The sequence below is a fragment of the Sporomusa aerivorans genome, assembly GCF_041428895.1.
Classification (GTDB): domain Bacteria; phylum Bacillota; class Negativicutes; order Sporomusales; family Sporomusaceae; genus Sporomusa; species Sporomusa aerivorans.
In genome coordinates, this window is the sequence record NZ_CP156926.1 from 4,428,431 (window position 1) to 4,455,065 (window position 26,635).

26 protein-coding genes are annotated in these 26,635 nt (G+C 51.5%); 2 read left to right on the top strand and 24 right to left on the bottom strand.

Going from position 1 to position 26,635, the window contains the following annotated elements:
• The first annotated feature begins 156 nt into the window (after nt 1-156).
• Together SATMO3_RS21425 and SATMO3_RS21430 are read left to right on the top strand one after the other, a co-directional pair.
• A complete protein-coding gene (locus tag SATMO3_RS21425) occupies nt 157-1,110 on the top strand; it encodes an NAD(P)-dependent oxidoreductase (RefSeq protein WP_371371755.1) in 954 nt (317 codons plus the stop codon).
• A gap of 281 nt (nt 1,111-1,391) precedes the next feature.
• On the top strand, nt 1,392-3,305 hold the full coding sequence (locus tag SATMO3_RS21430) for a sigma 54-interacting transcriptional regulator (protein WP_371371757.1): 1,914 nt from the start codon (nt 1,392-1,394) through the stop codon (nt 3,303-3,305).
• Nucleotides 3,306-3,464: 159 nt separating this feature from the next.
• Here SATMO3_RS21430 and SATMO3_RS21435 read toward each other — a convergent pair whose 3' ends face one another.
• The 24 genes from SATMO3_RS21435 to SATMO3_RS21550 form a co-directional block, all read right to left on the bottom strand.
• Entirely contained in the window at nt 3,465-4,232 is a 768-nt protein-coding gene (locus SATMO3_RS21435; RefSeq protein ID WP_371371759.1) for a glucose 1-dehydrogenase, read from the bottom strand.
• Nucleotides 4,233-4,276: 44 nt separating this feature from the next.
• Nucleotides 4,277-5,332 (bottom strand): 2,3-butanediol dehydrogenase, encoded by a 1,056-nt coding sequence (locus SATMO3_RS21440; protein ID WP_371371760.1) that lies wholly within the window; start codon nt 5,330-5,332, stop codon nt 4,277-4,279.
• 592 nt (nt 5,333-5,924) lie between these two features.
• Nucleotides 5,925-6,467, bottom strand: a complete 543-nt coding sequence (locus SATMO3_RS21445; protein WP_371371761.1) for a DUF116 domain-containing protein — start codon at nt 6,465-6,467, stop codon at nt 5,925-5,927.
• A gap of 68 nt (nt 6,468-6,535) precedes the next feature.
• Complete coding sequence (locus SATMO3_RS21450; protein ID WP_371371762.1) at nt 6,536-7,420, bottom strand: radical SAM protein; 885 nt, start codon at nt 7,418-7,420, stop codon at nt 6,536-6,538.
• Nucleotides 7,413-8,486 carry a radical SAM protein gene (locus SATMO3_RS21455; protein WP_371371763.1) on the bottom strand — a complete coding sequence of 358 codons (1,074 nt, stop codon included), beginning with the start codon at nt 8,484-8,486 and terminating at the stop codon, nt 7,413-7,415. The genes SATMO3_RS21450 and SATMO3_RS21455 overlap by 8 nt, the downstream gene beginning before the upstream one ends.
• A gap of 46 nt (nt 8,487-8,532) precedes the next feature.
• Nucleotides 8,533-9,606, bottom strand: a complete 1,074-nt coding sequence (locus SATMO3_RS21460; RefSeq protein ID WP_371371764.1) for a geranylgeranyl reductase family protein — start codon at nt 9,604-9,606, stop codon at nt 8,533-8,535.
• Entirely contained in the window at nt 9,584-10,735 is a 1,152-nt protein-coding gene (locus SATMO3_RS21465) for a lipoate--protein ligase (protein WP_371371766.1), read from the bottom strand. The genes SATMO3_RS21460 and SATMO3_RS21465 overlap by 23 nt, the downstream gene beginning before the upstream one ends.
• Nucleotides 10,728-11,138, bottom strand: a complete 411-nt coding sequence (locus tag SATMO3_RS21470; RefSeq protein ID WP_371371767.1) for a glycine cleavage system protein H — start codon at nt 11,136-11,138, stop codon at nt 10,728-10,730. Before SATMO3_RS21470 ends, SATMO3_RS21465 begins: the two co-directional genes overlap by 8 nt.
• Nucleotides 11,139-11,164: 26 nt before the next feature.
• Nucleotides 11,165-12,331 carry a (Fe-S)-binding protein gene (locus SATMO3_RS21475; RefSeq protein ID WP_371371769.1) on the bottom strand — a complete coding sequence of 389 codons (1,167 nt, stop codon included), beginning with the start codon at nt 12,329-12,331 and terminating at the stop codon, nt 11,165-11,167.
• The gene (locus SATMO3_RS21480) at nt 12,328-13,788 is read right to left on the bottom strand and encodes an FAD-binding oxidoreductase (RefSeq protein ID WP_371371770.1); all 1,461 of its coding nucleotides are present in this window, start codon (nt 13,786-13,788) and stop codon (nt 12,328-12,330) included. Before SATMO3_RS21480 ends, SATMO3_RS21475 begins: the two co-directional genes overlap by 4 nt.
• Nucleotides 13,789-13,831: 43 nt before the next feature.
• Nucleotides 13,832-14,251 carry a glycine cleavage system protein H gene (locus SATMO3_RS21485; RefSeq protein ID WP_371371771.1) on the bottom strand — a complete coding sequence of 140 codons (420 nt, stop codon included), beginning with the start codon at nt 14,249-14,251 and terminating at the stop codon, nt 13,832-13,834.
• Between the two features lie 39 nt (nt 14,252-14,290).
• Nucleotides 14,291-15,382, bottom strand: coding sequence for a biotin/lipoate A/B protein ligase family protein (locus SATMO3_RS21490; RefSeq protein ID WP_371371772.1), 1,092 nt, complete (start codon nt 15,380-15,382; stop codon nt 14,291-14,293).
• Complete coding sequence (gene lipB / locus SATMO3_RS21495; RefSeq protein WP_371371774.1) at nt 15,379-16,095, bottom strand: lipoyl(octanoyl) transferase LipB; 717 nt, start codon at nt 16,093-16,095, stop codon at nt 15,379-15,381. Before lipB ends, SATMO3_RS21490 begins: the two co-directional genes overlap by 4 nt.
• Nucleotides 16,092-16,391: a DUF6506 family protein gene (locus tag SATMO3_RS21500; RefSeq protein ID WP_371371775.1), complete on the bottom strand. Its 300-nt coding sequence runs from the start codon at nt 16,389-16,391 to the stop codon at nt 16,092-16,094. The genes lipB and SATMO3_RS21500 overlap by 4 nt, the downstream gene beginning before the upstream one ends.
• 33 nt (nt 16,392-16,424) lie before the next feature.
• Nucleotides 16,425-17,306 carry a lipoyl synthase gene (gene lipA / locus SATMO3_RS21505; RefSeq protein ID WP_371371777.1) on the bottom strand — a complete coding sequence of 294 codons (882 nt, stop codon included), beginning with the start codon at nt 17,304-17,306 and terminating at the stop codon, nt 16,425-16,427.
• Nucleotides 17,306-17,647 (bottom strand): carboxymuconolactone decarboxylase family protein, encoded by a 342-nt coding sequence (locus tag SATMO3_RS21510; RefSeq protein WP_371371779.1) that lies wholly within the window; start codon nt 17,645-17,647, stop codon nt 17,306-17,308. The genes lipA and SATMO3_RS21510 overlap by 1 nt, the downstream gene beginning before the upstream one ends.
• Nucleotides 17,648-17,687: 40 nt before the next feature.
• Nucleotides 17,688-18,881: a dihydrolipoamide acetyltransferase family protein gene (locus SATMO3_RS21515; RefSeq protein ID WP_371371780.1), complete on the bottom strand. Its 1,194-nt coding sequence runs from the start codon at nt 18,879-18,881 to the stop codon at nt 17,688-17,690.
• Nucleotides 18,881-19,909, bottom strand: coding sequence for an NAD(+)/NADH kinase (locus SATMO3_RS21520; RefSeq protein ID WP_371371781.1), 1,029 nt, complete (start codon nt 19,907-19,909; stop codon nt 18,881-18,883). Before SATMO3_RS21520 ends, SATMO3_RS21515 begins: the two co-directional genes overlap by 1 nt.
• Nucleotides 19,910-19,933: 24 nt before the next feature.
• A complete protein-coding gene (locus SATMO3_RS21525; protein ID WP_371371783.1) occupies nt 19,934-20,902 on the bottom strand; it encodes an alpha-ketoacid dehydrogenase subunit beta in 969 nt (322 codons plus the stop codon).
• A 24-nt stretch (nt 20,903-20,926) separates the two neighbouring features.
• Complete coding sequence (locus SATMO3_RS21530; protein ID WP_371371785.1) at nt 20,927-21,886, bottom strand: thiamine pyrophosphate-dependent dehydrogenase E1 component subunit alpha; 960 nt, start codon at nt 21,884-21,886, stop codon at nt 20,927-20,929.
• A gap of 47 nt (nt 21,887-21,933) precedes the next feature.
• Nucleotides 21,934-22,305, bottom strand: a complete 372-nt coding sequence (locus tag SATMO3_RS21535; RefSeq protein ID WP_371371786.1) for a Lin0512 family protein — start codon at nt 22,303-22,305, stop codon at nt 21,934-21,936.
• 297 nt (nt 22,306-22,602) lie between these two features.
• Nucleotides 22,603-24,585 carry a sigma-54-dependent Fis family transcriptional regulator gene (locus SATMO3_RS21540; RefSeq protein WP_371371787.1) on the bottom strand — a complete coding sequence of 661 codons (1,983 nt, stop codon included), beginning with the start codon at nt 24,583-24,585 and terminating at the stop codon, nt 22,603-22,605.
• A 145-nt stretch (nt 24,586-24,730) separates the two neighbouring features.
• A complete protein-coding gene (gene msrA / locus SATMO3_RS21545) occupies nt 24,731-25,231 on the bottom strand; it encodes a peptide-methionine (S)-S-oxide reductase MsrA (RefSeq protein ID WP_371371789.1) in 501 nt (166 codons plus the stop codon).
• Nucleotides 25,232-25,258: 27 nt separating this feature from the next.
• Nucleotides 25,259-26,527, bottom strand: a complete 1,269-nt coding sequence (locus SATMO3_RS21550; RefSeq protein ID WP_371371791.1) for an MFS transporter — start codon at nt 26,525-26,527, stop codon at nt 25,259-25,261.
• Nucleotides 26,528-26,635: the final 108 nt, after the last annotated feature.

Sequence of the window (26,635 nt, forward strand, 5' to 3'; positions counted from 1 at the left end):
AATACCACTTCGCTGCCGTCGCCTGACCTGTGCTGATTTAACTTCCTGCCTGCATCTGTTATTGACACAATAAAGGAATACCGTTAAATGTTGACAGCCGTTTATGGTCACAATATACTTAAATTTGTAAATGTTCTAAATTACGGAGGGTAAGCGATGAAAACAGTATTTCTCAATGCAGTCAAACTGGACTTTGATAACAAACTCGACTTTTCACAGTTAGCAAAACTTGCTGCTGTCACCAAGTATGACAGCAGCAATGACCAGGACATTGTAGCAAAAGTACAGGATCAGAATATTGTCATCACTAAAGAACTGCCCGTTAGCAGAGAGATCATCCTCCAATTTCCGCCCTCAGTCAAACTTATCTGCGAAGCCGGCACCGGCTATAATAATATCGATATGGCCGCCGCCAGGGAAAAGAACATCACGGTCTGCAATGTTCCCGGCTACAGTACAGAAGCCGTAGCCCAGCTAGCCATTACCTCCATCTTAAGCCTAAGTTCATCATTGACACAGCAGCAGATCATGCTTAAACAAAAAAACTACGATAATTTTACCAAACATCTCATGGTTTCTCATGTTGAACTGCAAAATAAGGCGTTGGGCATAATCGGTTCAGGCAGTATCGGCCGGCAAGTCATGAAAGTAGCGCTGGCGCTGGGTATGAATATCCTGGTATATAACCGGACACCGAAAACCTGGGAATCACCAAATATTAAGTCGGTTACACTGGAAGAACTGCTCAAACAAAGCGATTACGTTTCCCTCCATTGCCCGCTGACCCCGGATACCCGGCATCTAATCAATAAAGAACGCCTCAGCCTCATGAAACCGTCAGCCTATATCATTAACACCTCTAGAGGAGCACTTATTAAGGAGCCTGATCTGATTGAAGCCTTAGAAGCCGGTAAAATTGCCGGCGCCGCACTGGATGTTCAGGATCCGGAGCCCCCGGAACTCAATAACCCTCTGTTTACAATGAATAATGTCATCCTGACTCCCCATATTGGCTGGAAGCCACTGGAGGCAAGGCAACGGCTCATTAGCCTGTTGGCAGGTAATATTGCCTCATTCCTGGATGGAAAACCAATTAATGTTGTAAGTTAAAATTAGACTAAAAAGAGTTGCCGAAACTGGCAGCTCTTTTTTAGTCCTGTTAGAAGTGTAACTTTTCGCCAGAGTAAGAGCATTATCTCCTTTTTCTGGCGTGAAAGGCTACGCGAAGACCGGCTCGTTTCATTTGTCAGATTATTGGCATTTATTTCGCGACAAAAGTCGCATTGTACTGTAAAATAGAGTCAGGATAATTTTGCCATATAGTACGCAAATCGTCATGGGTAACCAAAACATCCCTGGTCATAACTTGCAGTTCAAAGGGAGGCCAATTAATGACGAAACCAAAAACTATACAACTGGAAGATTTGATTGACTCTTTATTTCTTCAGGAGTTTCAGGATAACTTTGCTTTAAGCGTAGGTGTCGCCAGTGTAATCGAAGACCGTCAGGGACATACATTAACCCGTCCCAGCTGTTTTTCCAGATTCTGTGGAGAAATTGTCCGTTCGAGTCCTATAGGCTTAAAACGATGTTTAACAGCCGATATGTGCGGTGCGGACGAAGCTGTGCGAACCGGCAAACCGGCAATCTACCAATGTCATGCAGGTTTATTTGATTTTGCGGCCCCTATTTTACTTAACGGTCAGGTAATTGGTACCATATTCGGCGGTCAGGTGCTTACTAAGGAGCCGAATGAGACTCATTGCCGCAACATTGCCAAAACCCTTGGCGTCGATGCCGAGAAATACCTGGCCGCCATAAAAGAAATCCCCATTGTCACCCCTAATAAGATCCAGGCTGCCGCTAAAGTCCTCTATTCTGTCGCTAACACATTATCCAAATTTGCTTATCAATCATTAAAACTCAAAGAGAAAAACCGGGAGATAGCCTTGTCGTATAACCGGCTGGAAAACATCTTCAATACTATGTCTGATGGCGTTTTAATTATTGACAGCAACGGCACTATCGGTCAAGTTAACGGCATTGCCGAAGAAATTTTCGACCGTCCCGGCTGTGAGCTACTGAACAAGTCGATTATTGAACTTATAGGCAGCAAGGCGCCGTTTATCGAAAACGTTTATAAAGAACAAACGCCTTTCAATGATTTTGAAATTTTTACTGATGCCAGTACCGGGCGTCTTCATTGTCTGGCCTCAGGCCGGCCGATATTTGACGATGAGGGCGTGCTATCCGGTGCGGTGATTATCCTGCGCCCCATCAAAGTAGTGCATAATTTGATCAACCGGTTAAGCGGCGCGCAGGCTACTTTCCGCTTTGAGGATATTATCGGCCAGTGTCCTGCTATTCGCAAAACAGTGAAATTAGCATCCCAGGCTGCCAGCAGCCTGTCCAATGTGCTGATCGAGGGGGAAAGCGGCACCGGCAAAGAAGTGTTTGCCCAGGCAATTCATAACCAAAGTCCGCGGCGTAAAGGCCCGTTTGTGGCCGTCAACTGCGGAGCCATCCCCCGAGAATTGATGATAAGTGAATTATTTGGCTATACCGAAGGAGCGTTTACCGGCGCCAAACGCGGCGGCCGGCCGGGTAAATTTGAATTTGCCTCCGGGGGAACCATTTTTTTGGATGAAATCGGCGATACTCCCCTTGAATTGCAAGTGGCTTTGCTGCGGGTTATTCAGGAGCGGAAAATAACGCGGATGGGGGATAATAAAGTCATTCCGGTGGATTTGAGAATTATTTGCGCCACTAATAAGGCTTTGGCCCGGGAAGTGGAAAAAGGCAACTTCCGCCAGGATTTATACTACCGGTTAAATGTAATATCCTTAAAAATTCCGCCCCTGCGCGAACGCTGCGAAGACATCCCGCACATCTTTACTTATATGTTACATACCATGGGCCGGGAATGGCGCAAGCCCCTGCACACAGTTGACCCGGCAATAATTACTTTGCTGCAGCAATACCAATGGCCGGGAAACGTCCGTGAATTGCAAAATATCGTGGAACGGGTAATTAGTCTGGCAGATAAGGATATCATTTTACCCGAGCATTTACCTGATTACATTGTCAATAATCACGCTAATTCCTTTACACAGTCTACCTCACAGATAGGCACCTCTTTATACGAAAGAGACAAAATCAAACAGAGCTTTAATGAACGGGAAAGGCAGCAAATACTTGACTATTTGCTGCAAGCAAGCGGCAACATTAGCCTTGCCGCCAAGCAAATGGGAATGGCCCGAAGTACCATGTACCGGAAAATGCGTCAGTATAATATCTCCTATTAATTAGATCAGTCAAGCAGGATATGGAGAGATTGCTTCGTCGTACCTCCTCGCAATGATAGTTCAGTTCTTTGATGCCTGTATGATAGAAATAAACAAAGGCTGTGAGCAACGCCTTATTTCTAAGTGCGCTCACAGCCTTCGGCTCGGAAACGTCCCGGGTTAGTTCATCACTATGCCGCCGTCAATAATGACTGACTGGCCTGTCATGTAATCCGAATCGGTGGATGCCAGATAGGATACGAAATTAGCCACATCTGCCGGTGTTTGTACCCGTCCCATTGTGATTAGCTTGGAATATTCCTTAAGTACCTCGCCTTTGCCAAGCTTGAGATAAGGCCCCATCTTCTCATCAATAAGGTCCCACATATCTGTGCCCACAATACCGGGACAATAGGCATTGACGGTAATGCCATAAGGCCCCATTTCCTTGGCCAGCGCTTGCGTAAAACCTCTCACAGCGAATTTAGTTGCGCTGTAGGCGGCCAGCAGGCTAAAGCCGGCATGTCCGGCTATGCTGGAGCAGTTGATAATTTTTCCCCTCTTTTTCTTTATCATCTGTTTGGCTGCCGCCTGGTCACATAAAAATGTTCCCCTGCAGTTTACGGCAAATATTTGATCCCATTCGGCGGCGGACATTTCGACCGTCCATTTAATATTGGCGATTCCGGCATTGGCAATCATCACATCCAGTTTGCCGAACTCGTCGATAACCTTCCCGACCATGCCGTACACGTCTTCTTCCTTAGAAACATCAGCCGCAATCGCCATGGATTCCCGGCCGAGAGACTTGATTTCCTCAGCTGTCTCCAGGGCACTTCCCAAATCGATATCATTGACGACCACATTAAAGCCGTCTTGCGCCATTCTTAACGCAATTCCCCGGCCGATACCACGGCCCGCACCGGTTACAATTACAGTTCTGCTCATTACGTATCCTCCTCTCATTGGCAGACTAAGCTAGCAGGCATGGTTTAGAAAGGTCTTACCAGAATTTTGATGTTTTCCTCTTTTCTGTTTACCAGTTCTTCAAAGCCTTTTTCCACAATTTCTTCAATACCAATCTTGCCGGTGATCAGCGGCTCCACATTAATTCTGCCGTCGGCAACCAATTGGATGGCCGATCCGAATTCGCCGTAATAGGCCAGCGAACCCTTCACCTCTTTTTCGGTAAACGACAAAGCGTTAAAATTCAGGGATGACGCTTTTTCAAAAATGCCGACGATCACTACTTTACCGGCTGACCGGGCCAGTTCAACGGCTACCGGTGCAGTCTTGTCACTGCCTACACACTCGAACACCACATCGGCGCCGCCATTGGTCAATTCCCTGATCCGGCTGACAACATCGCCTTCCGTTGGATCAAGAACGGCAGTTGCCCCGGCTTTTAAGGCATATTCCTTTCTGGCCCTGGCAACCTCGACCGTATACACCGTACTGGCTCCGGCCGCCTTGGCGCACATCAGGGTTGCCAGCCCAATCGTGCCGGCGCCCATAACAACGGCTGTGTCGCCCTGTACCAGCGGCGCACGCCGGACGGCGTGCATGGCTACGGCCAGCGGTTCAATTAACGCCGCTACTTCATAAGACATATTGTCGGGAATTTTATACATGGTGTAAGCCGGGACATTGACATATTCAGTAAAAGCGCCGTCAGTCATGAGTCCGGTAAATGCCAGCTTTTCACAGAGGCTGTAACGATTCTCCCTGCACCGTGGGCATTCCCAGCAAACCTGACAGGCGTCCGGCGCCACCCTGTCGCCGACTTTAACGTTGGTGACATTCGGACCGATCTCAGTCACCACACCGGAAAACTCATGCCCTAAAATTACAGGAGCTGTACCTCCCGTCAAAGCGTGAGGCATATCTACCGGAATAAAAATCGGACCGGCCAGGTATTCATGCAGATCTGATCCACAGATCCCGCACCATTCCACCTTAACCTTCACCCAGCCTGCCTTAGGGCTTGGCGGCTCAGGAACGTCCATAACCCTTACATCCTTCTTACCGTACCATACCGCTGCTTTCATGTGTAATCCTCCTTTTTATCCTAAGTCATAAGTAACTGCAATGAACCTCCTTTCCGGGTCTGTGTATTTTGAGCAGCCTCCATGTTTGTAATTTGTAGAAGATTCGGTCAACTTGAATTAACCGGAAGCTTGCCTCTAGACGCTATATTCGCAACAAACATGCCAACATCCCGCACTATACAAACAAGCCTTTATAGCTATCTACAGAGTAAGAAAATGGTAATATCCTGTTGAAACAAAAACATATGTTTGTTTTGCACTGTCGCAGAATTATCCAAAAATGTAGTTATCGCGGTCAATCCCGCTACACAAATAAGAAAAACCTCTGGCGCGGTCCTTATACTCCTAAAACGTCACTGAGGCGAAGAGGCCGTTATGCATAAGCGGAGGTTAAGCGCCAGAAGCGTTGCATGACGGCCTTTTTGCCGGGCATTGCGCTTGGTCACCCCATCACCAACACGGCTTCCGCTTTTAACCAAGCGAAAGCCGTGTTACTCGTATTCAGGTGAAAAATTATGGTTTCGATACGAAAAAAGTATCTCCACATAACGCAGAGACACTTGTAAGTTCCATTGCGAATTAGCTTATTAGCTTATATTTCACATATAAACCGCCTGTTCGAATTCAGGATTGTATCGATGACAAGTTCTAGCAGTCTGGTTTTCAGGCGGGTCTGTTTGCTAAAGCTCCCTTGATAGGCGGCCTGTTCCTTACCCAGATCATAGCAGGTACAGTTTTCAACATTAATGAGAATACCAGGTACTCCCAGCCTGGCAAAATCGGCGTCGTGCTTAAGCCAGAAACGGCGGCAGCAGGTACCGATAAATCCTTTGCAGCCCTGTTGCTTTAATTTTTCCAGTGTTTCTTCCAGCATTTCATAATTTTGAATGGTAACAGGCTGCAGGCCATATCGCGCTGCAATCGCATAGGCCGAATTGATATCACATTGCCCGCACCGGGAGCATCCCTCCTGGTAGCGGTACAGACAAGCTATATCTTTGGCGCAATAAGGCAGGAGCAGCGGTATGGCCTGCCGGGCAGTAAAATCCATTGCGGCCAGATCACCGACAAGAGTAATCTCATTGCTTTCGTCCGGCATTATCTGCCGGTTAAGAAATAACAGTCGCTCTTTCATGCTTTTCCTCCTTCCTAAGGGCTGCCCACGGCTCAAGCGCGCCGGCTATACCAGATAGCCGCGGTGCCTTATGTTAAAATACCACAACAGGTTTCCTGATATGTCACGTTATACCCCAGCGAATATACATAGTCAACAGTTTCCTTCGCCGGATAAGCAATGGCATCAAAGCCGGCTTCCACTGCCAGCCGTTCAGCGGCCCGGGCGTACAGTCCCGGGGGGCGGGCACACCCCAAGGCCAGCGGCGTATGAGGTAATAGCCGCCTGGCTGTCCGGAAAAGGTCGGCCACTTCAGCCAGCGGCGGCGGCGAAATCCCGCCCATCGGCGTGCCAGGCAGGGGCTGCAGGATTACCAGGACCAGACTGTCGGCCCCTTCCGCCACCACCATATTAAGAGCCTCGTACTCTCCCCGGATTTGACCGTAATGCAAGCCGGCAACAAGATGCGGCGAGACCTTCAGCCCTGCTTCCCGCGCGGTCCGCAGGCTCTGCCGGTAATCTTCCGGCGTGCGATCTAAGTGGTAGACCTCGCTGATGGTATCCCTGTCGCCGATTAAGTCCAGGGCAACCCGCGTTACTGCTGCCTGAGCCAACAGTTTGGCCATTGCCTCGCTCAGCAAACCGGGATGAACAACTACGTCTAATCCCATAGCGGCAATTGCCTGCAATGCACCGGCAAACCGGGTCAGCGGCACGCTGCCGTCCTGACAGGCGCCGCCGCTGATGAGTACCCCGCGGCAGCCCTGTTGTTTTAATCTGCCCACAAGGCTGATCAGTTCGTCTGGTTCTGTAGCCGACTGCATGTTTTGCAGCAGCCGGCCCTGGCAATGTTCACAGCAGCACTGGCAGGCCGGCCCGGTAATGCTGATATTGCAAAAAGAATGGGCTTTATTTTGAAATATGCCATTGTCATAATGCCGCACTCCGGGCGCATAGAAAGCAATGTTAGTCATCCCATATCTGTCCTTTAATAATATTTATATCCTGGGTTTCCGGCCGGAACGGGTAATTGCGCAGCACCGGTCCCGGGCGTTCATTGCCATAAGGGCGGTTGCAGGCCACGCAGCCTTCCCGGTTAGGACAGCCGGAAGTCATAAACGGCTCACCGGACGCCAAATTCTCGCCTAACAATTCATTCAGCCGATGGCCAAAGCCTGTTATTTTTCCCTGCATATCAAAGGAAACATCATCTGGCCTGATTTGTCTCCTGTTAAGCAGAAAGGCGGCCAGCTGGCAACGGCGATACTGGCCGTAAGCGGGCGGCTGCTGCTGGCTTAACAAGCTGCCAGGCTCCGGACAGAAGGAAAAAAGATGGGCCTGGGCGCCATAATCGCCAGCCTTGCCAATAGTCTGCACCAAGTTCTGTTCTGTTTCACCCAGACCGACAATAAGGTGTACACTGACATAGCCGCGGCCAAACACCCTGACAGCTTGTTCGACGGCGGCCCAGTAAGTGTCCCATTGGTGCGGCCCGCTCACCTGGCGGCCCCGCATGGCGGCAAATAGTTCCGGTGTAGCGGCATCGACAGCAATCCCAATCCGCTCTGCCCCGGCTGCTTTGAGCTCCTGAAAAAAAGTTCCGGGGTCTGTCAAAACAGTTGGCGAAGCCAGGACACTAACCGGCAATTGTGCAGCCGCCTGCACCTGCCTGACAATTGTAAGACAATCCGCTGCCGCCTGGGGATGAGTAATCATGGATATGCATATCCGGCCCAGTTTTTGCACCTTAGCTGCTGCAGCCTGCGGCGGTCTGGACAATGTTTCCATAATCGCAGCCAGCTTATATGCCGGCCATTTCACCCTGATAAAGGTGTTGTTATCGGCTTCGCCCCGGCGTTGTCTGGCCAAGCCGCAATAACTGCAGTTGGCCCGGCAGCCATCCCGGTATGTCATTAATAAGTTCAGGCTCCCCGGGTATGCATTGCGGTAAAAACTCCCCGGTTCCAGCCCCAGAGCCATAGCCCCGGCTAAACTGGTTTGAACATAATCCGGGCTTTCCATTACACCAGCTTCCTCCATATTTAGCCCCCCTCGTAAAAACATATCCTGGAAAAATCCAGCGGTGTTATGCATAATACTCTGGAAAAGCAATCCAGCTCCGCCGGATTAGCGCCAGAAATTCAGCCCTATTATCAGTCCACTCCTCAGTACGGCGTTGCAGCCGTTCACAGGCAATGGCAAACTGCCTGCCATATTGGTCTTTTATTGCCCGGGTATAATTTTCGGCCAGCGGCTGGGCGCCCTGACTGCTAGCGTTCGTAATTACGGCCCTGGCTGCCAGGTGACCGCTCACAACAGCATTCATTATCCCCGCCCCGGTAATCGGATGAGTACAACCGGCAGCATCCCCGGCCAGCAGCATATGGCCGCTTTCCAATCGGTTAACCAAGCCGCCGGCCGGTATCGGGCCGCCTGTTACAGATAAAACAGGTTTTTCCTGCACAATTTTCTCTTCTGCCAGTTTGCGGCAGAATGCAGTCAAGAGCAACCGTAATTTGTCTTTATATGTACTATGAACAGCCAAACCGACATTAGCCGTTGCCCCTTTGGGAAAAACCCAGGCATAACCGCCATAATAGGCCGGTTCAAAGTAAATCGCCGCATAGGCCGTTGGCTTTTCTAAAGCCAGCTCATACTGCAGGGCTATACACAGTTCCTGCTGTTCATTGCCGATCGCTGCACTGACAAGCGAACGCGGACCGTCACACCCCAGTATATAATCGGCGGTAACCGCCCACAGTCTGCTGCCGCTGGCAATGGTGACCACATTCCTGGCAATCCCGGTAACGCGGGCCCCCCGGCTTACCAAAACTCCTGCCTGTTCCGCCGCCTCCGCCTGCGCTTGTTCCCAGGGAGCCCGGTTGAGCACATAGCCCGGCGCCTTAAGACAACTTGCCAGTTTACCACTGACATATGTGTTTATCCCTTTAATCCGCTGAGCGATATGATCTTCTCTGAGGCTTGTGTACTGCGAAATAATTACGGGTACAAACTCGGCGCATTGAACGCCGGCGCCAACTACCTTTTTCCGCTCAAGCAAAAGCACGCGAAGGCCGGCTTGCCCCAGCCTCCGGGCCGCCGTACTGCCGGCCGGTCCGGCCCCGACAACAACAGCGTCATATTGTTTTGCGAGTTTCATAATAAACCTCCGGTGTTATCAACGGTACGGTTGCCAGCTCTTTTTTCGCCTGGTCTATGGCAAGCAATACCGCTGACACAAAATGTTCGGGCATCACTCCGGGAATCTCAGCCTGACCGGCTAAAAAAAAACTGTCAATTGTGCTGACAATACGTGCTTTATCAATAGGCGTGTTTTTCAGAGCGTTCTCCAAATCATTGATAACCCTGGCCGGATACGCAAAAAAATCACCGCTGATGATTACATATTTGATAGTACGGATGGTTTCATCCAGCCGCATCTGTACCCGGATAAGCCCTCCCGGCGCTTTGTAGCTCACAACACTGTCAATGGTATTAACAACATTGCCTACCCTGCCGAAAATCCAGTCCTCACTCTGAAATTCCGGCAAATACTGCACCAATAGTTGCATTTCCGGCAGCGATAGCTCTCCGGTAAAAAATTCATAGTCTAAGGTTTCGCGCAAGCCGCCTAAAATTGCCTGTTTGATAAGCCGCTGGTCCGGAACATACCCCAATTGTTCCCTGAGGCAGGTCACCCTGTCCCGCATCGATTTCACGTCTTTATCTCCCAGTTTTTCCACCGGCAGCCTGAGTACCTTTAGCATCTCATCCACATTAAAATCTACCAGTAAACTGCACTGAAACACAAAAGAATCCGCCAGTTCGGCGCCGCCGGTGCCAGATAGCTTACGCCCGTTTAGTTCAATATCATTGACCGGCCGGTATGCGGCGGCTTTAAGCCCTAATTTGTCTAACCCGTGTACCATAGCTTCGCACAATAGCCGGTACATGTTCTCAACCTTCCGGGGAATACCGGGAGTTTTTTTACTGGCATACATCTCCCAGCCTAATTCGAAGGGGCCCCAGTATAAACTGCCCCCACCGGTAATCCTGCGGTTTATATCAATCCCATTCTGCCGGCAGTAAGGCACATTGACTTCTAAATACGTATTTTGATGCAGTCCGACAAGCGCACAGGGCTTAAACTGCAGAAACCGTAAAGTATTGGGAGTCTCCCCCCGGCTGTGCAGCTCTATGATCACTTTGTCAAGAGCCATATGTTCGGCTGCTATCCGGGGCACTGAATCCAGAACCCGGAAGGTGGTATAGTCACGAGTATCATGCATCGTTTTTCAGTTCCTCGGTCAGCCAGGCGCGCACGCCGGCCGCGTCCATCAGCTCACTCGACGCTGCGTTCTGACTGAGTTCAATTTCGGCAAACCAGCTATTGAACGGACTATGGCCAATCAGGGCCGGACTGGCCTGCACGGTTTCATTAATCCTCGTCACTCGTCCCGAAACCGGCGCATACACTCTGCCTACCCACTTGCCGGCTTCCAGTGAGCCGCAGGCGCCGCCGGCGGCAACCTCGGCGCCAACCGGCGGCAACGACAGATATAAGACGTCACCGGTTATCTCCAGACCATAAGGAGTCAAACCAAACAGCACTTTATTGCCTGCCGCCTTTATCCATTGGTAGTGAGTGTCAAACAGCAGATCTTCCGGAAAACTCCATTTACTTACGCTCATCTGTTATCCTCCTTTCTTACCGTACGCTACTTTGCCAAAGCCATCAGCAATAATTCTGCGACATCCATAACGGTAAGCGGCAATTTTTCAGCTCTGGCGGCTTTCTCCAGCATTTGTTCGCATTGCTGGCAAGCCGACACAACGATGGAAGCGCCGGTTGCCGCCGCTTCCTGAATCCGTTTGCGGGCGATAGCGTCAGCCAGACCTGGATCGGCTCCCTGCAAATTGCCGCCGCCGCCACAGCAGGTGGAGTCCTCGCCGGCGGTCGCCATTTCAACCAGCCGTACACCGGGTATGCTGTTTATAACGGCCCGCGGTGCGCTGACAACACCGCTGTTGCGCCCCAAATCACAGGGATCGTGATACGTCACGGTAACATCCACTTCGCGGGGAACCAACCGTCCCTCCGTAAGCAGTTCAGCCAGCAGTTCTGTCGCATGCACCAGGCGAAACCCAAGAGGTTCGCCCACCAGCTCCGGGTAAACATGACTAAAGACATGGTAGCAGGAGGCGCAGCCGGTAACAAGCGTTTTGGCCCCCAGTTCCCGCACCTGCGCCACATTATGCCTGGCAAATTCGCCGATGGCCTCCGGTTGTCCGGCCGCTAACAGAGGAAAACCGCAGCACCATTCTTCCGGCCCCAGCGTCGTGAAACTTGCTTCGGCTTTTTGCAGTAATTGCACCATGGCAACAGGCACCTGGGCCGCCCGGGGGAAAAACGAGGATACACAGCCCACAAAATAAGCAATTTCAGCGCCTGGCTCCTGGTCAAGAGCGTCAGGTATTTCCTCCAGTTCTTCGGCCCAGTCCAGTCTGGTTATATTGGCAAAACTGGAAATATTCTTTTTGTCTTTCAGGTTTGCAACCATAGCGGTATAAGCTGCCGGCGCCTGGCCGGCGGCCACAACTTGGGCCCTGAGATCCTGCCATAAAGCCTGCAGGTCAATCCTGGCGGCGCAAGCTTTAGTACACGCGCCGCACAGGGTGCATTGCGTAACGCGTTTGGCATATTCCGGACTCAGCTTGCCGGCGTTTCTGGCAAACAACTCGCGCGCCAGCGAAATTTTTCCCCGCGGCGCAGCCGACTCCCAGCCTATTTCCTGGTAAACCGGGCAGTCGCTCCGGCAGTTGCCGCACCGGCCGCAGATAAGCGATTCCTCCGTTAGATTCTTGTAAAAACTGCCTGAACTCATAATTGATTCCTCCCGCCCCTGCCGCGGTATACCAGCGTTGTGGCTGCCAGCAAATCCATGCCTACGCTAAATAATGCCGGCTTAAGCAGCAGCGGCGCTTCATACCGTTTGCCCGGATTCATGATACCCCGGGGATCAAGCAGCGTTTTTTGCTCCTTTAGTTCTTGCAATGCAGCCTGGCTGTAACATCGCGCCAGATAAGGCGTGTTCCACAGACCGATACCATACGGACTGCCGCCATATCTGGCGCCAATGTCGTGCAGTTTTTTCACAAAGGCTAAACCTTGCAAATATCCTACCGTATCCCGCTCATCGGCATTAAACATGGTCATAACCATAGCATGGCTTGGGGTAACAATATGGCCGTAGCTTTTTAACCCAAGGGATTTCGTTTTCTCCAGACCGGCCACAGACTCCAAATACTCTGCAAGCCCGGTAACCGGCAGCCAAATTTCCACCCCCAGCAGGGAAGGGCCTTCCCGTTTCAAGACAAGAGAAAAGAAGCGATGCTGCCACTCTGCTTCGCCCTCTCCCGCCAAATCCTCACCGTCTGTCTTCTGCCGGCAGCGGTGATACGCCTGACAAGCCGCCTCGGTTTCTTTCTGCGTACCATCGGTATCAAAGGCAACGGTATAAACATTAGCAGCCTGTTCGCTGCCCAGGCCTAGCCGGTGACGTAAAGCATTGCAGCCCGGATCGCTGAAATGTAGGTTAAAAGGCTTGTTGGCTAAGGCTGCCGCCTCTTCGATAAACGCCTGCATATCTACGGCATCGCGGAAAGCCGCCAAACCATGCCACTGCGACTCAGGCTGAGGGCGGACCTTAAGCTCGACCTCGGTAATAACCCCCAGTGTGCCTTCCGAGGCAGCCAGACAATCAACCGGTGGCTGACTTGTTTTCGTTAATTCCCGGATACTGCCGTCAGGCAGCACCACCTGGGCCGCTATAACCTGCTCGATGAGCGGACCATAGGGCAAGCTGCCCAGACCATAGCCCATCATTGCCAGCCAGCCGCCGACAGTGGCGCTCTGCGCACTGCTGGGATAAGAACATAAAGCCAGCCGGCTGCGTTCAAGTACCTGTGCGAGTTTCCACCAAGTCATGCCGGCGCCGGCCCGGACGGTATTATTGACACTGTCCACCGTTACTAAAGAATCCAAGCCGTTACTGTCAAGAATGATACCGCCGCGGGTACATACTGTGTTGAAATAGACAGTAGACCCTCCCGCCCGTGTTGTTACCGGGACATTGTGCGCTGCCGCAAGACTGACGATAGCGGCGACTTCTTCGGTACTCCGGGGCCGCAGCACAATATCAGGCAAAGTAACAGCCAGCGGCTTGACCAAAAAATCCGGCACCGGCGCCAGATCGCGCTGGTAAAAGCTGCGTTCAAACAAATCAGTCGTTGCGCGGTCGCCAAACATTTTTTGCAGTCTTTCTACAGTTTCCACATCCATACCATGTACTCTCCTTCCCATAGCAGGCAGGCGACGTCACCGTTTACTCGGTCTTGGCAAATTTGGCGTGTTCTTCGGTGAAGAATTTGTCGGCGGCATCGCCATGAATTAATCCTGCCAGCCCCTCCGCCAGATTTTCCGGTTCCATGACACAGATCCAGCCTGCACCGTAGCAGTCATTATTTAATAACTTGGGATTGGCAGGCAGCTCGCCATTGGCTTCCAGCACTTTTCCCGTCATAGGGGCCTGAATTTTTCCCGCCCATTTGCCGGACTGAATCGAACTGAGCGTAGCGCCTGCCGCCAGTGCTTTTCCGGCCCGGGGAATGCGGATAAAAGTAATTTCACCAGCCAGCTTTTGCATAAAGTCAGTTATGCCAATCCGTATTGTATTGCCTTCCACTTTCACCCAGGCATGATCCTGCGTGTAATATAAACCTTGTGGTATCTCATACTGCGCCACAACTATCCCCTCCGTATCCAAGAAAGATTTCTTCTCCATCTATGTACCCAGTATCCAATTGGTTACCGGTTCTTTTAGAAGTTGTCTCGCGCCGGTCTGGTCGTCTATGAGCCATTCTGCCAGGGCAACGCCGATATCATACTTCTGCCAAGACCTGCCGATCAGCCTGGCGCTTAAAGAATTAATGCCGAATTCATCCAGACAAGCAAGCCCATAATATTCAAACTCAACGATGCGCTTATCCTCCACAACCAGGATGACATACCCTGTGCACGGGCTTCCCAGCCTGTTATTGCAGGCTCCCTGACCGGCCAGTGTTGTCTTAATGCATTGTGGAAAAGGATGCAAACGCACATAAGTTCCTTCCTTGATTTTTACTTGCCGCGTATAACTCCGTTTGCCAGGCAGGCTGAGGAATTCCGGGCTGGTTAAGACTACGGACAGCTCGCGAACACTTGCTTGAAGAGCCGGCGAATACTCACCCGGCACTACATCCAGCCAGGCGGCAAAATGGGAAACCAAGCGTTCCTCCACCAGCCCGATATCCGGCTCATACCCCAGTTCATCGGTCATGGTTGTCAGATACTGTTCTAACGACAGACCTACCATTGCGCGAAAACGGCCTGCCGGGACATTAAAGACCTGGGTCATGACCTGCCGGTTAAAGGTAAGTAAGATATTGCCGGTATACACCGCATATCCGTTAATATCGCCAGCGCCATTGCCGGATATCTTACGGCCATTAACCACAATATCGGCCGGCGGCTTTAAAGCCGCCCGGATGCCGAAGTCAGCCAGCGTACGGACGGCAGGCTGTAAGAACTGGGTAAAGAATTGTTCGCGCCGCCCTGTTAACAGCGGGTTGCCGGCCTGAAGCACCAGTTGAAAAAATAACTGCCCCTCAGCCAAAAGCACCATGCCGCCACCGATATCCCGCCGGATGAGCGGCAGGCTGTTATCCCGGCAGTACTTCAGATTGACTTCCTGCTTTACATCGTCATGCAGTCCCAAACATACACATGGCGAGGCCGGACGGCAAATAACAAGTCCTTCCTGCCCATTATGGGCCAGGGCATGATAGATGGCCTGGGTTTCATCCCAGGGTATAGCGCCAAGCCTGTAAAGCTTCATTCCCGGCCTCCGCACCGCCCTGACACCGCCGCCCAAAGCAGCTTGCCGTCCAAACTGCTGAAAGTAACCCCAAATACCGCGGCAAACTGCTGTATCAGCCGGCCGGCAACCTCTTCCACACCGGCAGCGACGCCGAGTTCACGCATCGATACAACCGGCCTGCCGGTTATCCCGCACGGATTGATCAAAGAAAAATAACTCATGTCCGGGTCAATGTTTACGGCAAACCCGTGCATGGTAACCCACCCCCGCGCCCCAATACCGATAGCCGCGATCTTGCCGCGCCCTGTCCATACCCCGGTTAATCCCGCTTCTCGATAGCCTGTAATGCTATAATCGGCCAATGTACGGATAATGACTTCTTCCAGCAGGTACGCATAGTAATGCAAATCCTGTTTGTACCCCCTCAGGTCAATAATAGGGTATCCTACCAGTTGGCCCGGACCGTGATAGGTGATATCGCCGCCCCGGTCAACCTCTATTACTTCCAGGCCGGCTTTGGCAAGAACCTCATCGGCGACTTTTACATTGGCCCTGGTTCCCGATCGTCCCAGCGTAAAGACAGAGAGATGCTCAACCAGGATTAGAGTGTCCTGACAGCTGCCTTCACGCCTGGCAGCTGCAATATCCTGCTGCAGCTGCCAGGTTTCGGCATAGGGAATGCAGCCCAACGTAAGCAGCCGGCAATCCTTTTTAACAGTCTTGCTTCTCAAAACACATCATCGCCGCTTTTGCCTGCCAGTCCGGGGTGTGTATCAAACCGGACGACACCGACAGCGGCCTGTTTTCCGGCCGCTTGCTTAATTTGCGCCACCCCTTCATGCCCAAACCCGCCGCACAATTCGATAGCGGTTATTCCCTGGTCTACCAGTTCTTTGACCGCAGCCACAGCCGCCGGATAGTCACTCACCCCCAGAGCGGTAAGCTCCACAGCCGGTGTGGCGATAACACTGCGATGCTTTTGACTGTTGGCTCCCGGAGCAACAAATATAAAAGCTGCCTTAAGCATGTGTTTCTCCTCCCTATCTATTAAATACTATTCTCACTCCTGATGCAGGGCGGCAAAGGAATAGTCTGCATGGTAGGAACTGCGCACCATGGGTCCGGCGCTGACATGGCTAAACCCCATCTGCCGCGCCGTTTCCGCCAGGGAGCGGAAAACATCGGGATGTATGTACCGGGCCACAGGTATATGCGCCGGCGACGGGCGAAGATATTGCCCCAGTGTCAGCATTTGACAACCGGCATTAAAGAGGTCCTGCATCACAGCTATGATTTCACTTGTCTCTTCGCCCAGTCCCAACATTAAACCGGATTTAACCACAATTTCCGGCCCGGCCTGGCGTGTGCGGCTTAACACGGCCAGTGACCGGCTATAAATGGCTTGCGGCCTGACAAAGGGATATAGCCGCGGCACTGTTTCAACATTATGGTTCAAAATATCCGGTTTAGCCGCAAGTACAATGCCGAGCGCCCTGCGACTCCCCTGAAAGTCGGGAATCAGCACTTCCGTGCCGGCCTGGGGCAACTGTTCTCTAACCGCTCTGACGGCGGCGGCAAACTGACTTGCTCCGCCGTCCTTGAGATCATCTCTGGTTACCGAAGTGATAACCACATGCCGCAAACCAAGCTCTTTGGCGGTAGCGGCCAGTAACTGCGGCTCATCCGGATCGACCGCATCCGGCTGTCCGTAACTCACGGCGCAAAAGCCGCAGTTACGGGTACAGCGGCTGCCCAATATCATAAAGGTACAGGTTCTGTTGGCAAAACATTCTCCAATATTGGGGCAATCGGCACTTTCGCACACTGAATGCAGCCGCCCCCGATCCAAAAGACGTTTCATCCGGTTAAGCGCCTGTTCCTCAGGCACCGGCAGAGTCAGCCACGCGGGCCTGTCAGCATCGGCAGCAACATTCTTATTCATTATTCAAAAGCGTCCAAAGCCTTCATAATTGTTGTTGACAAATAGGCCATTGCCGGTGATCCGCCAAATGCTACGGCCACGGCCGCCGCCTCTAAAATTTCTTCCCGGGTAGCGCCCTCAGCCAACGCGTTTTTAACATGAATGTTCATGCAGTATTCGCAGCGAACGGCCAGGGCAATCCCCACGCCAATAAGCTCTTTATATTTGCGCTCTAATTCCCCTTCGACATAGGCAGCCTGGTCCATCTGCACAAAGGCAGCCATTAGTTCCGGGCTTTCACTTTGCACCTGCCCCATGCCAGACTGTAGTTCACTCACTAAATCCATGCTATCTTCCGCCACTATCAATCCCCGCCTTTTCCAATTAAATTTTAAAATTTGTTTACTGGATAAAAATCCGGTACGGCTGTTCAATAAGTTTTATTAACGTCGCCAAAAATTCGGCTGCCGGCGCACCGTCAATCAAACGGTGGTCGAAAGCGAAGGACAGTCCCATAATGGGTCTGACGGCAATCTGACCGGCCACGACAACCGGTTTTTCCACTGTCCGGCCAACACCTAAAATAGCTGCTTCCGGCGGATTGATAATCGGGGTAAAATACTCTACCGATCCGTAACCGCCGAGATTGGTAACAGTAAATGTGCCGCCGGCCATTTCCTCGGTCTCCAGTTTGTTTTTCCGGGCCCGTTTGGCAAAATCCTTAATCTCCCGGCTGACATCCGTCAGATTTTTGTGGTTGGCATTGCGCACAACCGGCACAACCAGACCATCGGGAATGGCGATGGCTACCCCGATATTGATGTCCTTCAGGACGCGGATTTCGTCGCCGCTAAGCGTCGAATTGATCCGCGGATGGGTTTCCAGCGCCCTGGCTACGGCTTTTACCAGCAAGTCAGTCACCGATACTTTTTCATTGTCTTTGACATCGGCATTAATGGTGGCGCGCAGCGACTGCAGGTTAGTCAAGTCTACGCCGATATGATGAGTAACTTTGGGAGCTGCGGCCCAGCTGCTGGCCATATTTTCTCCAATGGCCTGACGCATTCCCTCATAAGGAATACTTTCGATTGCGGCCCGTTCATCGACAGCTGCGCTTTGGCTGGCAATGGCCTGTTCAATATCTTCACGCACAATGCGGCCTTCCGGCCCGGTACCGGCCAGTACGGTATAGTCGATGCCATTGGCTTCGGCCAACGCGCGGGCAGCCGGTGAAATCTTAACCCTGGCGCCCGGCTGGGCCGCAGCCGCCTTAGCAACTACCTTGGTTTCCGCCTGCTTAGCCGCCGGCGCCGCCTTGACGGCAGCAGCTCTCTTAAGCAATTCACCGATATCTTCCCCTGCACTGCCGATAACCCCCAGGAGACCACCTACCGGAAGTTTGGCCTTTTTATTGGCCACGATCTTAAGTAAAATCCCGTCAGCGGGAGCGTCAAGCTTATTGGCAATTTTGTCGGTCATAACTTCAAGCAGGGCTTCGCCTTTTTTAACGGCGTCCCCCTCGTTTTTCAGCCATTTACCGACAGTACCTTCTTTCATAGACAAGCCCAGCTTAGGCATGTTAACTTCTGTCGCCATTACTGCTCCTCCTTATTTTCATGGTTTTGCGTTATCTGCCGGATTCCGTACCCCCTGGCGACCGCCAGCCGCAGCGCCGCTGCGGCGTCAATAACATTAGGACCGTCAAAGGTCAATTTGATTTCTACCTTTTCACCTTCGCGCACTTGTACTTCCCGCTCGCCGTCCAAAGCAATGATGCAGGGCGCGCTTACTTCCACAACCTCATCCAGATCGATATAGCGGTACTGATACACCGGCACATTTTCAATCAGGCCAGGTGCAATCGGCGCCCGCACCTCGATACTGCCGCCGGCGCCGACTTCAATGTCCACACCTTTGGGTTCACCGGGCAGTACTGGCGCCAGCTGACCGGCAATAGCCGATATCCCAATGTTGTGCGGCTCTCCCCTGGTTACCACGATCCGCCTGATCTGACCAGCATCCCAGACTGCCCGCGAGCCGATAAAAGCATTTTTTAGGACAACAGCATCCACGATGGCAATGTCCACCGGCTGACCATCCTTAAGAATGACTAACTTTTTACTGGGAGTTACGGCCGGAGCCCCGGCTACCAGTCCCTTGGCCACAACGGCCGCGGCCAAACCGGCTATCGTGCCTTCAATCCAGGCCGGAAATACGTTATTGGTGCCTGTGGAAATCGGAAGAATAGGTACATGCCGGCAGCCTTTGGCCACCATACGGTTGGTCCCGTCCCCGCCGAGCGTGATGATGCAGCCAACGCCGGCAGCAGCCATGGCCTCGGCCGCAAAAAAACTGTCAATCTGGGTACCGGTCAGACATAGTTCGGCAGCTTCCACGGTAATATCCGGCCGGTGCCGGCTGCAGATACTTTCCATTGCACCGGCAACAATGCCATAGTACTCAGGCATATACGTAATTTTTGTTATGCCGCCGGCTGCCAGGCTTAGGATCAGTCGCCGGACAATATTTACTTTTTCAAGATTGTCAACAACCGTTCCGTATGCCACAAGCCGGCGAATATCTTTACCGGAGGCCGGATTGGCAATTATGCCGACATGTCCCAACTTCCTCACCACCTATCCAAGCGTTTAAAATAGACTCTTCACTGCGGCAATAATTTTTTCTTCACTGGGAATAACGTAGTTCTCCAGCACCGGGCTAAAGGGAATCGGTGTAAAGGGCATAGCCACCCGTTTGATGGGGCCATCCAGAAGATCCATCCCCTCTTCAGCGACAATGGCGGCGATTTCCCCGCCGAAACCACCGGTCTTAACGGCTTCCTGCACAATAACCAGCCTACCGGTTTTGCCAACCGACTTGAGGATGCTCTCGGTATCAAGCGGCATAAGGGTTCGCGGGTCAAGCACCTCGGCCTGAATACCTTCCTCAGCCAGGGCTTCGGCGGCGGCTAAGGCTTTATGCACCATCCAGGACCAGGCTACTATCGTGACATCAGAGCCTTCTTTCTTGATATCGGCTTTGCCAAGCGGGATAACATAATCGCCTGCCGGTACATCGCCTTTCACGCCCAAAAGCTGCTTGTGCTCGATATACATAACCGGATTGTCATCACGCACGGCAGCCGCCATTAAGCCCTTGGCATCAGCCGGGGTGGAAGGCATAACTGTTTTAATGCCGGGAATATGGGTAAACCAGGCTTCCATACTTTGCGAGTGCTGGGCGGCCGCCCCCATTCCCGCCCCGCAGGGAGTGCGGAGTACCATCGGGATCTTGGCCTTACCGCCAAACATATAGTGCATTTTGGCGGCCTGGTTGAACAATTCGTCCATACAAACGCCCATAAAATCAACAAACATAATTTCGGCAATAGGCCTGAGGCCGGCCGCGGCGGCGCCGACAGCCGCCCCCACAATGGCCGTTTCACTAATGGGAGTATCGACAACCCGTCCGGGGAATTCATCGACCAAGCCGCTGGTCACACCAAAGCAACCGCCGAATTTGCCCACATCTTCGCCCCAGATATACACATTGGGATCTCTTTGCATTTCCACACGCATTCCGTCTCTAATGGCTTCCGCATATGTCATTTCCTTCATTTTGTTCACCCTTTCTCATTTGCTTTACGCGTAGACATCGGTCAAAGCTTCTTCCGGGCTAGGGTCCGGACTTTCCTGTGAGAACCGGATGGCGGCGTCAATTTGCGCTTGTACTTTTTCCCTGATTGCGTCTAATTCCGCTGCTGTTGCAACTTTGAGTTCCAGGAGTTTTTCTGCAAAACGGGGAATAGGATCTTTTTTCAGCCAGGCTTCCTGTTCAGCCGGATCTTTATAAGCTCCCGGATCACCTTCAAAATGGCCGCGCCATCTCCAGGTCTTGCACTCCACCAGGCTCGGACCGTCTCCCCGTCTGGCCCGTTCAATAGCTTCACTGGCAGCCTCGTACACAGCGACAACGTCATTGCCGTCAACCGTCATGCCGGGAATGCCATAGGCCGCAGCCCGGTCGGATACGTCGGTAACCCGCATATGATCCCGCTGGCAGTTAGAGATGCCATACATGTTGTTTTCGCAGATAAAAACTAACGGCAATTTCCATACGGATGCCATGTTTAACGCCTCGTGAAAAGTACCGCGGTTGGACGCCCCGTCGCCAAAGAAGCAGACGGCAACGGCGTCGGTTTTCTTATATTTGCAGGCAAAAGCCGCACCGGCGGCGATCGGCTGTCCGGCGCCGACAATACCGTTAGCCCCTAAAATACCGAGTTCTACATCTGCAATGTGCATGGACCCGCCCTTGCCTTTACAGTATCCTGTGGCCTTGCCGAACAATTCGGCCATCATCAGATCCACTTTGCCGCCTTTGGCAATGAGATGCCCATGACCGCGATGCGTACTGGTTATAAAGTCTTTGTCTGACAAACTGCCGCAGACCCCGGTGGCAACTGCTTCCTCGCCAAGATAAAGATGTACAAAACCAGGCAGCTGATTGTCGGCAAACAATTCGACCGCTTTGCTTTCGAAAGCCCTGATAGTCAGCATAGTTTCATAGAAACCCAATAATTTTTCCTTGGAAAGTTCCATAATTCTCCCCCCATTTTCTTTTCTGGCAATACCATCCGTCACCGTGCCTAACCGCTCTGTGGCCAGTCAATATAGACCGTCAGCGCCGCTACCGCTACCATGATGTTGTCGCCTTCCCCCAGCGCCGGCAAGTACAACCCCTTGACTGTTAGCCCGCCGGCCACCGCCTCTACGGTTACCGAACCAAACGGAACCATGCCTTTCACGGCATCAAGCTGAACTTGCTCCGGCTGCGGGCAGCCGATTCTGACCTCGACAATCATCTGATTTGGGTCACGGATGCCGACAATATCAAATAAGCCACACAGACAACTTCGGGACATAGCATCTTTTACGGCCCGTTGAGCCGCTTTGGTAACATCACCGCCATGCAAATCAGCTCCCATACCGAATTCGACAATATAGCGCTTGCGGTTCACCCTATCACCTCCGTTCCCCAAGGGTAAGTTGCAGCAACCATTGAACGTTCATCAACTATAATTGCAAATCTTATGCCAACAAAATAAAAAGGAATCGCGCCTCCTCCCGGCAGGAGGCGCGATTCCTTGTACACCACTATTCAGAAATCTCAAATATTTTAGAAGAAACCAGGCCGGTTTGCAGTACGCGTTCCAGCCTGTAGCGTTTAACTGTAGCGTTTTGTAGCGCCGGCGTAGTACCCGCTACACTTTGCTACAGTAGTTGTATAGTGTCAATACAGATTTACCGGCAGGATGTTAGTGAAAGATTGAATATTTCTTCATTTTGCGATACAGTGTACTGCGGGCCATCCCCAGCATACCGGCTACCCGGCTGATATTGCCGTGTTCCTGTTGCAAGAGGCTATTTATTTGCTCCAATTCCTGCTGCAAACAAATTTGCCTGATCTCCCTGTTGCCGGTAATTATCTCTCTATTCTGCCGCAGAGAGCTTACTTCCGGCGGCAGGCACGTTATGGCAATCACACCGTCACCGGCCAGGTTGCAGGCTCGTTCCGCTACGTTGTTAAGCTCGCGGACATTTCCCGGCCAGGCATAGCTGTTTATACACTGCTGCGCATCGGCTTCAATTTTTATCTCCCGTCCCTGCTCGCTGCCAATTTGCTGTACAAAATGCTTAAATAACAGTTCAATATCCTCCCGGCGATCCCGTAAGGGAGGAATTTCAAGTTTAAATACGTTAAGCCTAAAATATAAATCCTGCCGGAACACGCCGCTTTCCACCAGTTTACCCAAGTCCTTATTAGTGGCGCAGATAATTCTCACATCGACCGGAATGACCTTGTGCCCGCCAACACGGGAGACCTTTTTTTCCTGCAATACTCTAAGCAGCGCAACCTGCTGCTCTAACGGCATATCGCCAATTTCATCGAGAAATAATGTGCCGCCGGAAGCCAGCTCAAAATTACCCGGACGGCCGCCGCGCTTAGCCCCGGTAAAAGCTCCGTCCTCATAGCCAAATAACTCGCTGCCTACCAGTTCCCGCGGGATTGCGCCACAATTCAGCGCTACAAAAGGACCGTTGCGCCTGGCGCTCTTATTATGGATAGCCTGAGCAAACATTTCCTTCCCCGTACCGCTCTCCCCCTGTAGGATAACATTAGAGGCGGTGGCTGCAGCGGCAACAGCTTGCAGCACTGCATCCTGAATCGCGCGGCTGCTGCCAAGAATATCGCCGAATTTGAAAGTTGTATAATGACCGCTTAACCGGTTCACCAGGCTATGAATCTTCTCAATGGGCCGTAAGGTGATAACACCGCCGTTAATGCCGCCTTGTTTATCAAAGATAATCTCACCGGAAATAGCGCAGCGGCTGGGACTGTTTTTGCCGTCAGGCTGAAATTCCACATCCGTATAGGTTTCTTTACCGCTTAACATCTTCTGGATCAGTTGGTCATTCCCCTTAAATAGGGACTGCACCGGTGTACCGCAGGCTATGTCGGCGCTCTTACCCAATATCTTTTTGGCTACCGGATTGTACTCCTTAACCCGGCCAAACCTGTCAAATAAGATGACACCGTCTGATATTGTATTAAATATACTGGATAGGTGCTTGTTCATAATCGACAACTCATAATTTTTTTGCTGAATGCCGATTTGGGTGCTGATGGCGTTTGCGGCGGCCACAACCATTCCTAAAGTATGCGAATACGCCGACTTAGCCGGTCCTGACAGATCAAGAAAAGCTACAATCTGGCCGTCAGCTCCATAGATAGGCGCTGCCGAGCAAGTCCACCAGTGATGTTTTAAACAAAAATGCTCCGCTCCCGAAACCTGCACAGGTTTGCCTGTCACAATACCGACGGCGATCGCGTTTGTGCCTACGTCGCATTCACGCCAGCTTGCTCCCTGGACAAAGTGAAGTTTCCTGGCACTGGACAAGGCATCACGGTCGCCAAAACTCTCCATAACATAGCCATTGGCGTCGGCCAGCACCACCATAAAGCCCGAGTTGCGAAAAAACTCATAAAGATTCGCCATAAACGGTTTAGCAATACTGATAATCTCCTGGTTTTTTTCCAGCATACTTCTTACACTGGCCTGTTCGAGAATATTTTGCCCCCGGCCGTCACCCGGATTCAGGGCAATCCGTGAACACCGCAGCCAAGAATCGGCAATTTCGGCTGGCAGGAGAAGCTGGTCATCCAGGTTGCCGTTACTTATGAATTTTTTCCAAATTTGATTTTTGCCAGGCATGTTTGTCGGTTTGTCCCTAAACATGTACAATACCCACCTACTCATTGCCCAAAAGCAATATTTATACTTTGCCTCTGTGGTGAACACACAGTAAGGTAATACCTATACTTATTAATATTAATAATGAAAAAAAATATCACCAAATTACTGCGTCCTATAGCTATTTTCTTTATTGCCGCCGTTCTTCAGGCGCAGCTAAGCCGAGGTTTATATGGCAATATCCCCCCGGCGTCCTCTGTAGATAATTCTGGTGATAGTCTTCCGCCGGATAGAAGCTTTGCAAAGGCTCCACCTCGACAACAATGGGAGCTTGGTACCCGGGCTGCATTTTTTGGATAAAGGCCGCAATCGTCGTTTTTTCCGGCTCATCAGTAAAATAGATGCCGGAACGGTATTGTGTTCCCCGGTCAGGTCCCTGCCGGTTGAGACTGGTCGGGTCGATGATCCGGAAAAAATGCTCGAGCACTTTTTCTAATGTTATAGCGTTCTCATCATAGGTTACTTCACAAATTTCGGCATGTCCGGTCGCACCGGAACAGACTTGTTCATAAGTAGGATTGGACCGGGTTCCCTGTCCGTACCCGACCTTAGTAGCAAGTACTCCTTTCAGTTGCTGGAAATAGGCTTCAACCCCCCAGAAACAGCCGCCGGCCAACCATATTTTTTTCATTGCCCTTCCTCCTTACTCTTCTCTTACTTAATAACGGCACTCGTCCCGCGAAGAAAGACTGCCTGACTGAACATAAATAGGACAGGCCTGAATGCGAAAAACCGATAAGCGCCGGGCGAAAAAGACAGCACCGGCGATTGAGCATACGCCGCCGATTGCCATTGTGTACACAGCACCAATTTCACTTGCCAGCAACCCGGCCAGCAAACTGCCGATTGGCCCAATGCCCATTAAAGTCATGGTATAAAAGCTCATTACCCGGCCCCGCATAGAGTCGTCAACCATACATTGCAACAGGGTATTGCTGCCCACAACCTGAATTAAAAAACCTACCCCCAAAATGAACATCAGCAAGGCAGCCAGCCAGAGGTTAGCCGGCAGCAGAAAGGCCAGCAGCCCTACGCCAATTATGATAGCCGCAACAACCAGCAACTTTTCCAGTCCCTGAAACTCCGACCGGGAGGCAATACCAATGGCTGCAAGCAGGGAACCGCACCCGGACACAGCCATCAAAAAGCCGAGGGTCCCGGCGCTGGCGTTCAGATGCTGCGATACAAAAACCGGCAATAAAACAGTGTAAGGCATGGCCGTCAGGCTGATAATCCCGAGCAATATCAGGATATTGCGCAGAGGCAGTTGTTTAAACGTATACCTATAGCCTTCCTGAAAATGCGCCAGCATATTACTATGTCGTTTGGCCTGGCTGTTAGCAGAAATCTCTAGCGCCAGAAGAGATAGTATGGATATGAAGTAACTGGCGACATTAAGTACAAAACAATAGCCTTCGCCGATCAGCGGGATTAAAATGCCGGCGGCCGAAGGCCCCAGCAGTCTGGCCATATTATAGGTAACGGAATTTAAGGCAATGGTATTTTGCCGCTCCTCCTGCGTGTCCATCATTTCTACTGAAAAGGCATTCCGGGCCGGTACATCAAAAGCATTAACACAGCCCAGAAACAAGCTCAATATTAGAATATGATCAATCCCAATCTGGCTCGATAATGTAAGATAAGCCAACAGCGTGGCCTGCAGCAGACTGAGAATCTGAGTAATGATCAGAACCGCGCGTTTACCCAGACGGTCTATCCATACACCGGCAAAAGGCGCCAGAACAAAGTTAGGAATCTGTCCCATAAAGGCTACCAGTCCCAGCATAAACGCCGAATCGGTAAGACGGTATATCAGCCAGCTTAGGGCAACATTCTGCATCCAGGTGCCAATTATCGACAGGCCCTGGCCGGCAAAAAAAATCCGGTAATTCCGGTTATATAGAGCTATAATAATGGTCTTTGACATGTAGCTGTCCCTCCTGATTATTCCTATTCGCGACAAGAACCCAATCTCCTACTTGGCAAAAAAATCGCTTGCTCCGAATGAGGAAATCGCTATGCCCTTATAAAAGAA